Annotated in this window: 15 protein-coding genes; 3 read left to right on the forward strand and 12 right to left on the reverse strand. The window is 39.7% G+C overall.

The window, feature by feature from the left end; translation table 11 throughout:
* Positions 1–25: 25 nt before the first annotated feature.
* The 5 genes from PP2015_RS09550 to PP2015_RS09570 all read right to left on the reverse strand — a co-directional run bounded on the left by PP2015_RS09550 (position 26) and on the right by PP2015_RS09570 (position 3,455).
* Positions 26–1,162, reverse strand: coding sequence for a S8 family peptidase (locus tag PP2015_RS09550; RefSeq protein ID WP_161568512.1), 1,137 nt, complete (start codon positions 1,160–1,162; stop codon positions 26–28).
* Positions 1,163–1,327: 165 nt separating this feature from the next.
* Entirely contained in the window at positions 1,328–1,900 is a 573-nt protein-coding gene (locus tag PP2015_RS09555; RefSeq protein WP_058030056.1) for a phage tail protein, read from the reverse strand.
* A gap of 39 nt (positions 1,901–1,939) precedes the next feature.
* On the reverse strand, positions 1,940–2,470 hold the full coding sequence (locus tag PP2015_RS09560) for a phage tail protein (RefSeq protein ID WP_058030057.1): 531 nt from the start codon (positions 2,468–2,470) through the stop codon (positions 1,940–1,942).
* 11 nt (positions 2,471–2,481) lie between these two features.
* Positions 2,482–3,042, reverse strand: a complete 561-nt coding sequence (locus tag PP2015_RS09565; RefSeq protein ID WP_058030058.1) for a phage tail protein — start codon at positions 3,040–3,042, stop codon at positions 2,482–2,484.
* A 32-nt stretch (positions 3,043–3,074) separates the two neighbouring features.
* Positions 3,075–3,455, reverse strand: a complete 381-nt coding sequence (locus PP2015_RS09570; RefSeq protein WP_058030059.1) for a DUF6916 family protein — start codon at positions 3,453–3,455, stop codon at positions 3,075–3,077.
* 455 nt (positions 3,456–3,910) lie between these two features.
* Here PP2015_RS09570 and PP2015_RS09575 point away from each other — a divergent pair, with 455 nt between their 5' ends.
* The 3 genes from PP2015_RS09575 to PP2015_RS21625 all read left to right on the forward strand — a co-directional run bounded on the left by PP2015_RS09575 (position 3,911) and on the right by PP2015_RS21625 (position 6,955).
* Positions 3,911–4,450 carry a GNAT family N-acetyltransferase gene (locus PP2015_RS09575; RefSeq protein WP_058030060.1) on the forward strand — a complete coding sequence of 180 codons (540 nt, stop codon included), beginning with the start codon at positions 3,911–3,913 and terminating at the stop codon, positions 4,448–4,450.
* A gap of 28 nt (positions 4,451–4,478) precedes the next feature.
* Entirely contained in the window at positions 4,479–5,018 is a 540-nt protein-coding gene (locus PP2015_RS09580) for a PhoD-like phosphatase N-terminal domain-containing protein (protein WP_058030061.1), read from the forward strand.
* Positions 5,019–5,104: 86 nt separating this feature from the next.
* The gene (locus PP2015_RS21625; protein ID WP_227009249.1) at positions 5,105–6,955 is read left to right on the forward strand and encodes an aspartyl/asparaginyl beta-hydroxylase domain-containing protein; all 1,851 of its coding nucleotides are present in this window, start codon (positions 5,105–5,107) and stop codon (positions 6,953–6,955) included.
* Between the two features lie 31 nt (positions 6,956–6,986).
* On the opposite strand, the gene ruvB is transcribed toward PP2015_RS21625, so the two are convergent.
* Genes ruvB through PP2015_RS09620 form a run of 7 tightly spaced genes read right to left on the reverse strand, consistent with a single transcriptional unit; the run spans position 6,987 to position 15,115 of the window.
* Positions 6,987–7,991 (reverse strand): Holliday junction branch migration DNA helicase RuvB, encoded by a 1,005-nt coding sequence (gene ruvB / locus PP2015_RS09590; RefSeq protein ID WP_058030062.1) that lies wholly within the window; start codon positions 7,989–7,991, stop codon positions 6,987–6,989.
* 8 nt (positions 7,992–7,999) lie between these two features.
* A complete protein-coding gene (gene ruvA, locus PP2015_RS09595) occupies positions 8,000–8,617 on the reverse strand; it encodes a Holliday junction branch migration protein RuvA (protein WP_058030063.1) in 618 nt (205 codons plus the stop codon).
* Positions 8,618–8,622: 5 nt separating this feature from the next.
* Complete coding sequence (gene ruvC, locus PP2015_RS09600) at positions 8,623–9,144, reverse strand: crossover junction endodeoxyribonuclease RuvC (RefSeq protein ID WP_058030064.1); 522 nt, start codon at positions 9,142–9,144, stop codon at positions 8,623–8,625.
* 56 nt (positions 9,145–9,200) lie between these two features.
* Entirely contained in the window at positions 9,201–10,556 is a 1,356-nt protein-coding gene (locus PP2015_RS09605) for a sensor histidine kinase (protein WP_058030065.1), read from the reverse strand.
* A 1-nt stretch (position 10,557) separates the two neighbouring features.
* Positions 10,558–11,961 (reverse strand): sigma-54-dependent transcriptional regulator, encoded by a 1,404-nt coding sequence (locus PP2015_RS09610; protein ID WP_058030066.1) that lies wholly within the window; start codon positions 11,959–11,961, stop codon positions 10,558–10,560.
* A 15-nt stretch (positions 11,962–11,976) separates the two neighbouring features.
* Complete coding sequence (locus PP2015_RS09615) at positions 11,977–14,397, reverse strand: ABC transporter permease (protein WP_058030067.1); 2,421 nt, start codon at positions 14,395–14,397, stop codon at positions 11,977–11,979.
* Positions 14,398–14,407: 10 nt separating this feature from the next.
* On the reverse strand, positions 14,408–15,115 hold the full coding sequence (locus PP2015_RS09620; RefSeq protein WP_058030068.1) for an ABC transporter ATP-binding protein: 708 nt from the start codon (positions 15,113–15,115) through the stop codon (positions 14,408–14,410).
* Between the last annotated feature and the right edge of the window lie 13 nt (positions 15,116–15,128).

Genomic DNA, 15,128 nt, shown 5'->3' on the forward strand with positions numbered 1-15,128 from the left:
TAAGTCCTTATATTGAGCGCTCTAATTAGTTTATGTGATTTTTAAAAAGTTTCTGGTGCAATTCAGATTTTTGCAAACCGCATTGCAGGTTTCTTGCTAATAGGCCTGTGAAGAATGCAGCTGAGGCTGAAGTGCTAGATGCTGTAACATAGCCTCTTTCATGAATAGACATATGCTTAGAGGGTACAAATGCGTCTACACAGGGGCCGTAGTTACTGAAATCACTTAAGTTCTTTTCACTGTTTATCGACCCTATTGTCAGTACGTCAGGTATAAGACTTAGCTTATTTACCAAACACGCATCTTTAGATCCATTACCTGCCGCTGTTACAATAAAGGCTGGATTTTCTTGAGCTTGCCAATCTTGTATAAAAGACACGAGTAAGTCGCTTTTAAACTCCATTAGCCAGCTACAATTTACAATGTCTGCAGACATCATTCTGGCCACTGAAAAGCCTAAGAGCATAGAAGAAAGTTTACTGCTAGCTTGTTCGATAGCGATAATTTCACTTGCAGGCGCAATACCTTCTTCGCCAGTTGAAAAATTTTTAGCAAGGATCACCCCCGCCATTGCCGTGCCATGCCCTAAACGTTTATTTGGAGTACCACCAATTTCAATCAAGTTATCAGCATCATAATGCAGTAAAACTTTTGTATCTCTAAAAGCCTCATGTCTAAAGTCAAAACCATTATCAATGAGAGCGACTCTTACGGAACGAAGCGGCTCTGGGCATTGACTAGGAATTGACAGTTCGAGCATTGGTAAAGCATCATTTTGTGGGTTTGAGACTGGCTTGGTAGCTTGATCGAGTTGCTTCTTTATATAATGGTCTGGTTGGACTTGCTCAATTCCATCAACCGCTTCTAATTGACCAATCATTTCTTGTAAATTATCAGAAGATGTCTTGATTAACACAACCTCTTTATTACTCATAGCTGCTATTGTATTAAATGAATCAACACCAAAAATTTGGGTAAGCTGCGCCTTTGCTGAAGGCGTAACAAGAGCAAGCAAGTCACCAGTTAAAATGAAGTTGAGCCCTATATTACTTGCATAAAGACCTGGTTGGCTTCTTATTGCATATAGTCGGACTTCACTATTAGAATTAGTAAAGGTTATAGTTTGAGCCTTTGGAATTTCGACTAATTGACATGCTGTCAAAAAGAAGACTAAAAAACAGCAAATAAATAAACGCATAAACTGGCTAAATATAATCCTTTATAAATAATTTAACTTACTTAAATAATATTACATTAAAAATAATGTTCTAGAACGACTCATATCAATTAAATATAAAAAGCTCCTATAAACATAGGAGCCTGTAAATTAATTTCGAGATGGGTACATACCAGACAACGCAATACAAAAGTTAAGTGTCAAGTATGGTTGTGTATTATTATGAGGCATACTTGAACCTGTACTCGAAATAGCATGTTCACTCATTGAAAAATTTGCTGGTGTCGAAGGGGTTGAGCTAAACGTATTTTGCCTACTTATTGTCCCATCACCATCTGAGTCACTCTTGTAAAGGCCGCCAAGCGTTTGCGAAGATCCCTCAGCAGAGTCACCAGGTGCAGAAACGTATACTTGACCATGACTGTGACTAGGTAGTTGGTCAACTGTTAATGACACTTCACTCGAGCCATCTCTCTCTCCAATGTAGTGATAACTTAACCCTGGGCCACTCGCTTGACCTCCCCCTACATGAAGTGGTGCTCGGCCTGATAGGTTTGGAACCGCAAAAGTATTTCTTCCGTCTCCACCATGATAATTTGAAAGAATACTATAGAGCGCCTGATATTGGTAAATCTGTAATAATGCTCCGGTACAACGCGCCCATTCTCTCGGTGCAAAATAAAACCCAAAGCCTTGAATTTGTCCTATGAAAGGATTCGCCATAATCTTTTCCTTAATAAGGGTTGAATATTAATTAATTGATTAATTTCTAGATGGATAAATACCAGTCAAGCAAATTTGAAAGTTCACAGCTGAATAAGGCATCATATTTGGGTGAGATTCATTTTTTCCAGTTGACCCCACCTGACCACTCGCCATAGCAAACACATTACTAAATGGCTGTGTTTCATAAAAAGTGCCGTTCTCATTAGACACATTCGCAAGTATAGAGTTAACAGGAGAGGTACTATTCGCTTGACCACTTGAAGCCTGTAGACAATGCGTATGCACGGGCATATCTACTTCTCTCAATGGGACAGACTCGGAGCCTATTTGCATTCCTATTTGTCGATTTGATAAACCGGGCCCTTGACCGCTCCCCATAGGAATACGTCCCCTCATTTCTGGCAACGCAAAAGTATTAATACCATTCCCTCCATAAGTAGTACCCAAGAGAGAAAAGAGAGCTTGCTGGTCCGCAATTCCTATAATTTGCCCATTACATAACGCCCAATTTTGAATTGAGAAAGTCCCACCAAACATAATAATTTCACCAGTAAAGTTTTCAGACATAGTGATTCTCCTTAATTTCTAGCCGGATATTCGCCAATTAATGCTATGGCAAAATTAATAACCGTACTTGGCTGAATATTAGTATGAGCTTGATTACCACCTGATGATGTTGGTAACCCATTTTCGTTAAGCATTTTCAATTCGTTAGTAGATAGATTAGATCTATATAGTGGTGAAGCAGCTTCTGATAGATTTCTAGATTTAATCTGAGCGAAAGTATTGTTATCTCCACGTGGCTTGTCTGCGTCCAAATTGTCACAACCTAACGAATGACTATGAGACGGCATTTGCTGAATGGTAAGAACAACACTTTCGAGCCCTCCAAACTGACCCATTTGGAAATTTGTTTGACCATAAGGGTCGAGAAGTTCGCCTTGTGAAACTGGCACTCTACTCCTAAGGTCAGGTACATTAAACTGTTCGTTACCGTCACCGCCAAATTGAACGCCTAACAATGAAAATAATGCATTGTTGCTATTAATTGGAAGAACCTGTCCATCACATAATGCATAGTTAACGGGTGCCCAACCAAAGCCAAATTGAACTATTTGACCTAAAAATGGGTTTGCCATATATATTTTCCTTATAAAAATTGCATCTTAAATTAAGAAGTTTTCAATGCTTTCTCTTCAGCTCTTAACTTTTTATCAAAGTTAAAGCAAAATTCGAGCTCTGTTTCACTATTAGGACTGCTAAATAGATCATAAATACCCAGCTCGTTGAAATTAACTCTGTAATAACCTTGAGTTAAAACAACATCTTGTTTGGGACAAACATCTAAGTAAATTACAAATGACTCCCAACGCTTGCCCTCTGTTTTACCAATAACAACCTCATCAATTTGTGCTTTGAATGACTGATTGCTTGTCAACGACGTGATTTCAATCGTATTCCCTTCCATTGGCTTAAGTGACTCTAAACTTAACTTAATTAAGCTTTGTGCGAAGTTTATATCACCAATTTCTTGCTGTTCGTTTTCAGGCATGATTTGTCCTTAATTTAATTTTAAATTTTTAAGCGCTTTAATAATCATTCGAAAGCGTTTCGATATTATGATTTAAGCTTGCACAACAATTTAACAATTACAATTATATAATTGCAGATTAGTCAGAAAACTTGAATATTTAGTACATTACACCGCATTACACGACATTCCATACGACCACCATTTTCAGAGTCTGCATTTAACAAAAAATATAAAAAAACAAAATAAAAAATGAAGATGGAAATAAAAGTTAAGACATTGATTTATATAAACTAAATAAAAATAAACCAGTAAAAAATCACTGTGTTTCAGACTCTATTTATAAGCTTAAAAAATAATTTGAGGGACCTTTTTTTAGCATAATCCTATGTATTGCTATTACCTGAAAAGCAGACTAGCATATAAAAACTTCAATAATTAAACGGTCGTAGAGTAAATAGTTAAGGAAAATATTTATGTTCAATAACTCCATGCAAGGTGGGTTAGTTATCCGCCCATCTAATGATAGAGACAAGCCTTTTCTAATGAATTTGTACAATAGTACCCGTGACGACCTTAAACACGTGGACGCGAGCCATGATTTCATTGAAGAATTGATTGAGATGCAATTTAAAGCACAATTCGAAGGCTACGGGGAGCAATTTCCTAATGCATTTTATTTTGTCATTGAGAGACAACAAGAAAAGATTGGCAGAATAGCGGTTGATTTTGGCCATAATGAAGTTCGAATCATAGATATTTCGTTTATCAAAGCAGCTCAAAATAAAGGCTACGGCAGCGTCGTCATTAATGCATTAAAATCAGCTGCAGAACAAAACAAAGTCCCTCTCACTCTAACCGTGCTTCATTCGAATGTTTCAGCAATAAACCTATACCAGAAACTTGGCTTTAAGATTGTTGAAAATAAATTACCACACGCGTTAATGATGTGGTTGCCAGAGTCGAAAACTGCCAGATTTTCAGTAAATTCATCACACTTCGAATTATCAAATTGATGTAAAAATACTAAAAAGGAATATATTCATGACAGCATCAAGTAGACGACAATTCCTAAAAGCAGCTGCTGCAGCAAGCGCTTTAACAACACTTTCACATGCAAGCGCAAATACAATTATTTCGCCCACGACCCGCTTTGTAAGCCAAGAGAACGATTACCATACTCCTCCGAAAGACAAGCGTGTGACCCCTGTCATTATTTTTGCTCGTTTCACGCCTGAAACTACAAACCCAACCTTTGGACATGAGCGTAAAAGTGAAATCACCTGGCAATTTTCTACTGAAAATGACTTTAGCGAAGTTGTATCTGAAGGTTCTATGATCCATTTAGGAGAAAAATCATTTTCACTAGATGTTAGTTTAGAGCAGGTCCCTTCTGGAACGACAATTTATGCAAGATTTTTATATAAAGGGTGTTTTTTAGAGTCTCAAACTGAACTACCAAGTACCGATTACAGCTACTCTCTAAAGCCTAATAGAACCATCAAGACCTCACTGATAAACCTCAGAAAGAAGAAGACTGACGTCATCTTAGAAACTAATTTAAAAGCACAATCAATGGCTTAAATCTATTGTATGTTTTAAAAAGAAAGCCCTAATTTATAGGTGCTTTCTTTGAGTTTAACGATTTTCACCTCGATATCCTTACTTATGTGTTTATTAATCAAAGGTTTGCTATGCCTGCTATTTCTTACGCCTTCTTAGGAATAAAATTTAATCCTACAAAATTAAAACAAGATCTTTCAAAAATGTTGGATGAACAGTTTTGGGTCGAACATGTAAATTCAAACGCCCATAAAGGCGGTTGGCAAGTCAGGCCATTAAGGTGTAAATCTCAATTAATTTACACATCACCAATACTTCAAGCCTTTAGCATTGAGGGCACTGAGGCATATCAAAACTTACCAGCTTTGGATTCAGCAGTTGAGTTTAAAAGTGCATTATCTCAACTCAAATGCAAAATTAAGTCAGTTAGGCTTATGCGTTTAGACCCTGGCTGTCACATAAAACCTCATAGAGATAAAGGCTTGAGCTTAGAGCAAGGAGAGGCCCGTATTCATATTCCAATTCAAACTTCTGAAAATCTCAAGTTCCTTGTGGACGGACAAATTGTTCCAATGTCTGCTGGCGAGTGTTGGTATATTAATGCTGATCAGATCCACGAAGTACAAAATTTAGGGTCCGAGAGTCGAATTAACCTTGTTATTGACTGCGAGGTATCTGACTGGTTAAGAGATAAAGTTTATAAACACAGCGTCGAAAATATTAACGAAAAATTAGATTTTAAAACCCAAACAGAACAGCTCATTCAAAAAGTACTGAAAGTTGAAAGAAACAGACTGTATCAATATGCTTCTGAGATTCAGTCTTGGGTTAAGCAAATAAGCAATTTAACTGGATTGGGAGAGCCTGTTGAATCTGGTTGTGATAAAGGGACTCTCACCAAATACGGTAAAGCTTGTTCGACCATTACTGCTATGCGATGTGCACAAGAGTTTATGCGCACAATGCAATTTTGGCGCGGAACATATGAAGCTATTAACTATCAACTTCAAAACCATAAGACAATAAACATACTATATGCAGGTACAGGCCCATTTGGCACGATTTTATTGCCTATCTTACATTTATTTCCAGACAGTCGGGTAAGGGTGCACTTACTGGATATTCATCAAGAATCTATTTCATATCTCAAAAAAGTAATTGAATACCTAAATCTAGGCAAATTCATTGAGACTATAGAATGTGTAGATGCAACGAAATGGTCATCAACATTAAAATTTGATGTATTAATATCCGAGACAATGAAAGCAATGCTAGAACAAGAGCCACAGGTAGAAATATTTACTCACCTGGAGCCATTATTAAATCATGAAGGTAGTTTAATCCCTCAAGAAATCGTACTTAGTGCCTCATTGACCCAAAGTAAAAATTTTAGTGAAAATTATTATTTAGGTGAAATCGCCACCTTGAATAGAGAGTCAGTAAAAAGAATCCAGTCAGAAGGTGTGGATGCTTTATCTCGCAGAATAAGAATGCCCGAGACAAGTGAACGCTTTAAAGCCCTTGAGCTAAATACAGTCGTAAAGATATTCGGCAAACATAGCTTGGATAAAAATGAATGTAGTCTAAATTTACCTAAACTTCATTATCTAAAAGCCAGGGCAAACACGTTTATGACTTTTAAATATCATAAAATAGCCTATCCAAAATTCGATTTTGAATATGTAGCAGTGCAATGTGATTCTGAACTACCTCTTATTAGTAGAGAAGATTCTAAGGTAATGAATACGCCTGGCTTGGCAAGATATTGGCACAAACAGTTTAAGGCTTGTTCTGGAAAGACGGTCAAAGAACTTGAAACTGAATTTGATGAAGATAGACAATTATTCGAACAGCTAGGTATAAATATTTTCTCTGCGCTCGCTTTTATTCAGGGTAACAAAGCGAGCTTAGAAGAATTTGAAAACTGGTTAGATGAACAACTTGCTGTGAATAATTAAAAAACTTAGCTATCAAACTCGGTTGTTTTATCTATTCTTTAGGCACCAAATCAAAATGCAGATAAGCCGCATTTGACGCAATACGCCCTCTTGGCGTGCGCTGAATAAAGCCTTGTTGAATTAAGAAAGGTTCAATGACATCTTCAATGGTTTCACGCTCTTCACCGATGGCCGCCGCGATATTATCTAGGCCGACTGGACCACCAGCAAATTTTTCAATGAGTGCAAGCAGATACTTTCTGTCCATGTAGTCGAAGCCGCATTTATCGACATCGACCATATCTAGGGCTTGTTTTGCGATATCTTGACTGACTTTACCGTCGCCTTTCACTTGGGCAAAGTCTCTCACTCGGCGTAATAAACGATTAGCAATACGCGGGGTACCACGAGAGCGACGTGCCACTTCATCGGCCCCTTCTGGGCTAATAGCTAGGTCTAAATAGTATGCCGAACGAGAAATAATAGTTGCTAAATCTGCAGCTGAGTAAAATTCTAAACGCTGCACAATACCAAAACGGTCACGCAGCGGTGACGTTAACGACCCAGCGCGCGTGGTGGCACCGATCAGTGTAAATGGTGGCAGGTCTAGTTTAATCGACCGTGCCGCAGGCCCCTCACCTATCATGATATCAAGCTGATAGTCTTCCATTGCAGGGTAAAGAATTTCTTCTACCTGTGGGCTCAAACGGTGAATTTCGTCAATAAACAGCACGTCACCTTCTTCTAAATTGGTAAGCAATGCTGCTAAGTCACCGGCTTTTTCGAGTACAGGACCCGACGTAGTCTTAATATTCACTTCAAGCTCGTTAGCAACAATATTGGCAAGAGTTGTTTTACCAAGACCTGGAGGGCCGAAGATCAAAAGGTGATCGAGTGCTTCTTGACGAGATCGAGCAGCCTCAATGAAAATTTCCATCTGTTTTTTTACATGGGGCTGGCCTGTGTAGTCATCTAATAACTTTGGCCGAATGGCTCTGTCTATTACTTCTTCGTTGCCTTGAACACTTGGCTCAATCAGTCTATCAGCTTCAATCATAAGGGTTATTACATCATAGATTTAAGCGCTTCTTTAATCAGCGCTTCGGTATTCATATCTGGCTGGCTTACTGCCTTCACCGCTTTTTGTGCTTGCGCTAGTTTATAGCCTAATGCGAGTAATGCAGCAACTGCATCATCGGCTGGATTATTGGCAACCGTCGGATCTTCTTGTGGCGCAATGACTGCATTATCACTAAATGGCGTGAGTAAATCATTGCCGAAGTCTTTTAAGCGATCTTTCATTTCTAGCACTAAACGTTCAGCGGTTTTCTTACCTACGCCCGGAATTTTCACCAAAGTGGTCGCATCTTCGTTATTCACACAGTGGATGAATTGCTCAGCTGACATACCCGATAAAATCGCTAAACCGAGTTTTGGACCAACACCATTGGCTTTTATGAGCTCTCGAAATAAAGCACGCTCTTTTTTATGATTAAAACCAAATAGCAACTGGGCGTCTTCTCGTACCACAAAATGCGTATAAATCGCTGCTTGCTCGCCAACATTAGGCAACTCATAGAAACAGGTCATTGGCATTTGAACTTCGTAACCTACCCCATTTACATCAAGTAAAATTTCCGGTGGTTGTTTTTCTAATAGTGTGCCGCTTAGTCTTCCAATCATGTTTATTACCTTAATCTTCGACGAACCGTTTTACTGGCGTTACCAGCTAAACGAATTAAATTTTGCTCAGAATGTGCATGACAAATGGCAATGGCTAATGCATCTGCGGCATCGGCTTGCGGTGTGCCAGGTAACTTCAAGATACGTTTCACCATTTCTTGAACTTGCTCTTTTTTAGCGCCACCTGTGCCTACAACCGCTTGTTTTACTTGCCTAGCTGAGTATTCATAGACAGGAACATCTTGCATAGTTGCAGCAACAATTGCTGCGCCTCGGGCTTGCCCTAGTTTTAATGCAGAGTCTGGATTATGTGCCATAAATACTTGCTCAATGCCAAAGCTTTGCGGGTTAAATTGCTCCACCAGCTGGGTAACACCTTGGAAGATCATTTTTAATCGGGTCGGAAAATCATGCTCACCCACTTTAATACAACCACTGCCTAAGTAGGTAAACTTACTTCCTTGATGATCAATCACGCCGTACCCAGTAAACCTTGAACCGGGATCTATGCCTAAAATTACAGCCAAAGCACATTCTCATTTATTTTTTTGGCATAATGCCAAAATACTGTATGAATTACCAGTTATTCATTATCTCTTTGCAACGCTGGCAAAGTTACGGTTGCGATTGCACCTTGCTCAAGATGATTCTCTAATTGTAATTGCCCGTCATGGTTCAACATTATCTGTCGACTTAATGCTAACCCTAAACCTGTGCCTTGCTGTTTAGTGGTATAAAAAGGCACAAATAAGTTATCAAAATTGGCGATCCCCTGCCCAAAGTCTCGGATACAAATTTTCAACATGTCATCACTTTCTTCAAGGTCTAGCTCAATGCCTTGCTGGTTATTTACTGTATTGGCTTCAATAGCATTTTTTATCAGATTGATAAGCACTTGCTGAAGCTGTTTTTTATCAACATTCAGCACTAACTGTGAGGCAGGTTTTGGCCAATTTTCGCTATAAGTAAATTCACAATCAAACAAAGGCAGAATAGGACCAAATAAACTTTGTACGGTGACCGCTGATTTACTCGGCTTTGGCAATTGAGCCAATTCTCGATAACTGGAAATAAATGCTTGCAAAGAACTTGCCCGCTCGGAAATAATCTCAAGCCCTTGTTGAAACTGAGGTTGTTTAGAAAATTCACATTGTTGAACTTTCTTATTAAGACTGCGGCTGATTGTTGCAATTGGCGTAAGTGAATTATTAAGTTCGTGACTTAACACGCGCAATAAGTCTTGCCATGCTTGCTGTTTTCTCTCATCTAGTATTTGTTCTGCTTTTATTAATAGCAGCAGTGTATGTGGGTTGCCAGCGCTTAAATATTTATCTTTAAAAGCAAAATACTCGCCTTGAAGCTGTGAAGTATTTAACGTCACAACTGCTGAATTTTTCTCAGTGAGTGATTTCAGCCAATTGAAATCTTGAAGTGAACAATCTTCTATCTCTTGACCTAAAAATAACTGGGTATGTGCGGCATGATTTGCCATCACGATATTTTGCTCATTGTCATAAGCAAAACACATAGCTTGAACCTGATCTAAAATTTTATCGATCAGTATCTGCTTTTCAGATACTTGGCGACTCTTTGTTTGTAAGTTATCTGCAAGCGTATTGATTAGTTTCAAAAGTGGCGCGATGGCGGCATCTTGCTGTAAGTTTCCACGCATTGTGTAATCTTCTTCAATCAAAGCCGCCAATAAGTTACTAATAAGCTGTTGTTGTTTGTCTATGTTATTTCGTGTGGCATAGACCACATAAAATAACCCTAACAAGGCGATGATGCTGAAAAATGCCAACAAATAGGTATTGAGCCCTACGTAAAGCAAACTAAAAAACGCCACTAAAATGGCCGGCAGCGACAAACCCAATATTAACCGAGTCTGTTGTTGTTTATGATCAACCACTTTCGTTTTGGAGCGTGCGAAAAATTGCATGCTATTGCGCTTCGTATTTAGCCAGCCGACGGTAATAACCGCTGCGACTGAGGCCCAAAGATTTGGCTGTTTCGGTGACATTCCCTGCAAAGTGTTTAAGTCTTTGCTCCATTGCCTGAAACTCTATTTCATCTAAGGTTAATTTGGCTTGCGTGGTAATACTGTCTTCTGGCATCGATGTCAGTGCATTTTGCTGAGTGAGATTACTGGTTACATTGAGATTCAGGCTCTCAACTGTGATACTTGTGTCACTTAAAAACAGTGCTCGCTCTATACAATGACTCAACTCTCTTAAATTGCCCGGCCAGTGATATGCGAGCAATGCAGCTTTAGCACACTCAGACAAACAAACATCGTTTTTGCCATAATGCTTACTGTGCTTCGCAACAAAGTAATTTGCCAATGGCACTATGTCGTCTTTACGCGCTTTCAAAGCAGGCATGTGCAAGGTAACCGTATTTAAACGATAAAATAAATCTTGTCGGAATGACCCTGCTTGAATGGCAGATTCAAGATCTGTATTGGTCGCAGAGACTAATCTTACATCAGCACGTTGGGTTTTGCTTGAACCCACAGGTTCAAATTGTTTTTCTTCTAATACGCGCAGCAATTTTGCCTGCTGAGCAAGTGGAATATTACCTATTTCGTCTAAAAATAATGTGCCCTGCTGCGCCATTTGAAAACGCCCTGCGCGGTTTTGTTTGGCATCTGTAAACGCGCCCTTTACGTGACCAAATAGCTCACTTTCAAATAAACTTTCTACAATCGCGCCCATATTTGCACTAACAAAGGGCCCTGAAGCGCGCTTTGAAAATTGATGAATTTTGCTTGCAAGTAAGCTTTTACCTGTGCCGTTTTCACCTGTGATCAAAATGTTCATATCACTTTTTGCTAAACTTTGTGCCTGTTTGAGCAGTTGCTGCATCACTGCAGATTCAGCGATAAGATCGCCATGTTGGAGATATAGGTCTTGTTTCAGTTGACTATTTTCGTCTTGCGCAAGTTCGAGCTGTTGCTCTCGCTCTGCCAGTTTAATTTGGGTTTGAATGGTATTAATGAGTGCGTCGTCTTGCCACGGCTTTTGCACAAAGTCTTTTGCACCGGCCTTCAATGCTGAAACTGCGATATCTATGGTCGCCCAGCCTGTCATGGCAATAATCGGCGGCAGCTTATCTGCCAATAACTTATTCATTTGCTGAATAAATTCAATACCTTCACAGCCTGATGTGGTATCACGATGGAAATTCATATCCAGCATGACGAGATCAAAGTTATGTTGCGTTAATTGGGTTTTAGCTGCTTCAAGAGACGTGACCCCTTGCACATCAAAACCATGGTCATCTAGTAAAAACTGTAGGCTGGCGATGATATTAATATCATCGTCAGCCACTAAAATGTTTGCCATTATTATTGTTATTCCTTACTCATAGCGAAGTACCTGGCTTGGCTCCAATACTACCGCATTTCTGGTTGGAAAATAAATGGCAAGTAACACCGCACTGGCAACTAGCACTGTTACGATGCACGCAAGTATCGGATAAATGTAAGCCGGTACTAGCTGCTCTGTAAAATTATGAAATACATAAGCAATCAAGACAAAAAGTAGTAAGGCTAAACCACTTCCCAGTATCAACAATTTACTACCTTGTTTTACGAATAAACTGACTATCGCTCTATCAGTCGCACCGACAGCGCGGCGGACGCCAATTTCGTTGTAGCGTTGGAAAACTGTACCCGCACTCAAACCATAAATACCTGTTAGTGCTAAAAACAACGCGAAGAAAGCACATCCAAAAGTAATAAAGAACGCTGTTTTGGCCATTTTGTGCAGCATGCCAAAGTCATCTTCTTTCGATCTGAAATAGCCAAGATCAGACGCTGGATCTAAACGGTAAAATACATGATAAAAATCGGTCTGAGCTCGTTGGCTATCTCCAAAGTGCTTTAATGTCACTCTTAAGGGACCAACTTCACCTTGCAACGCCGATGTATAAATTTCGTCTTCTTTATCTAGTGCAGCAAATAGAGACGATGCATTCATTCTATTCGTCACAACTCCAACAATTGTGTGCGTCTCTTTTCCTGATTTAAGTTCAACTTCTATTTGTTCCCCAAGCGGGCTGGCATTCGGCCAGTATCGTTTTGCCATTGAATCTGAGATCACGGCTGTTCGCATGGCATTTCGATGATCTTGCTCGTCAAGGTGACGACCTTCGAGCAAATACGGACCGTAGCTTTGTGTGTTTCCAATCAGCTCAATCACATCTACTTGTGGTTTATCCTGCTCTCTTTCGGTGATTTGACCCGCTGGGTAGACAGGCTTTTTACCCAAATAGGCACTGAGAGAGACATCGCTAATACTATTTTGCTGTTCAAGTTCAGCTTTTAGTAATTGATAATAAGTAAGTTTTTGTTCTGCAGAGGTGTAACGCTTTTCTTCTAACGTTAGATTCACATCTAAACTATTCTTGAAGTCGACGCCCATATCCATATTAATAATAGTTTGAGATAAAAACGCAGATAATCCGCCAATCAGCATGAGAGTAGAAATCAAAAATATTTGTGCCGTCAATAATACCCTAGAAAGTCGGCCCGCTTTTTTACCCTGAGCCCCACGCGTACCGTCCCGTAAAGTAGCATTCACATCTTGTGTTGCTGCTTTATACGCAGGTAAGAAACAAGCAAAGAAGAGGGTCACTAAAGCAAACACCAAGGCTGCGAATAAGGTGTCAGTATCCATTCCCCAATGCCACCAGAATGCAAGGTTATCAGCCATATGACTTTGTAATACGATTTCTGTATAACCCAGGGCAGCTCCAGTTAATAAAACCGCTAACACAGAACCAAGAATGGTTAAAATGCTCCCCTCCCACATTAACTGAGAAATTAAACGTTTAGTGGGGGCACCTAGCGCAGCACGGATCGCCGTCTCTTTATTTTTTTCTAACGCTCTAGCAAGCAACAAGTTACCAACATTGATACAAGCGAGTAATAATATGCACAGTGCAACACCATTGATAAAGGTAAAAACAATACCACCCGCACCATTTACTTGCGCACTCGGAAACGATGTAATCGCAACTGTTCTTGGTTCATAGTCACGGCCCAGTGCTTGCTGCTTCTGAGTATAAAACCCTTTTAGCAAGCTGGATAATTCAGTTTCTGCTTGCTCAACAGACGTGCCTTTATTTAAACGACCGTACAAACTAAGCCATTCATCGTTGCTCATTTGTGGCTGCCTATATTGCAAAGATAATGGTTGCCAGGCTCTACCAGCAACTGGAAACGCAAAACCTTCAGGCATAACGCCTATAACCGTCGTTAATTGGTTGTTGAGATTAATAATTTGGCCAACAATATCTTGCTGACCATTAAAAGTGCTCTGCCAAATAACATAACTTAACACCACCACAGGCTCTGCACTGACTTGGTAGTCTTCAACTTGTAGTGTACGTCCCATTAATGGTTGAACTTTTGTAAACTCAAAGAAGTTACTATCCACTTTTTCTAAACTAAGTCGTTTCGATGTTTGTTCAAATAGAATATGTCCGTATGTTGAAACATAGCGACCAATCTGCGCGAAGCTGGTTTGTGATTCAATTAGATTAGCGGTTTCCCACGCTGGCATAGGATCTAAGTCTGCATCTTCTTGTGATTGAGAAGATATATGTAGAATGGTTTCACCTTCAGGTAGAGGCAAGTCTTTGTAAAGCACGGAATTCAAAAATGAAAAACTATATAAGCTGACAAATAGGCCGCCAATCAGTACCAGCAGCGTCAAGGCTGAGAATTTTGGCGACTGGAGTAATTGTCTGAGTGCATACTTAATATCAAGCCACATAATGTGCTCCTTACGCTGGTACTTTTTCGACAGAATGAAGCATGACATCATTAACTAATGTGCCATCAAGTATACTAACCTGTCGCTGCGCCATCTGAGCACTACGAGGGTCGTGCGTCACCATGCAAATCGTGCTGCCGTCTCGGTGCAACTGGTCAAATAACGCCATCACTTTTTCTGCATTTTGACTGTCTAAGTTACCTGTTGGCTCATCGGCAAAGATAATTTTCGGATCGTTCACCAAGGCTCTTGCAACGGCCACTCGCTGCTGTTGACCACCTGACAGCTGAGAAGGATAGTGATTCGCACGATGTTGCATTCCAACCCGCTCCAATACTTCATCCACCTTACTTTGCATCAAGCTCTTAGAGACACCATTTTGGTAAGTCAGCGGCAACATGATGTTTTCACTGATTGTGAGACTAGAAATTAAATTGAAAGATTGAAAAACAAAGCCGATGTCATAACAACGGATCTGAGCCCGTTTATCTCTGCTAAAACCCGTAACATCCTGACCATTAAATAAATATTGTCCGCTGGTAGCGGTGTCGAGTAAGCCTAAAATAGACAACAAGGTAGATTTACCGCAGCCAGAAGGGCCTGACAGGGAAACATACTCACCCTGTGCTATTTCAAGATTAATATTACTTAACGCATGGGTTTCGATGTCTTCAGTTAAAAATGATTTATTGATGTTACTTAAACTTAATAATGACATGAGAGATCCTTTT

It is taken from the genome of Pseudoalteromonas phenolica, assembly GCF_001444405.1.
Lineage (GTDB): Bacteria > Pseudomonadota > Gammaproteobacteria > Enterobacterales > Alteromonadaceae > Pseudoalteromonas > Pseudoalteromonas phenolica.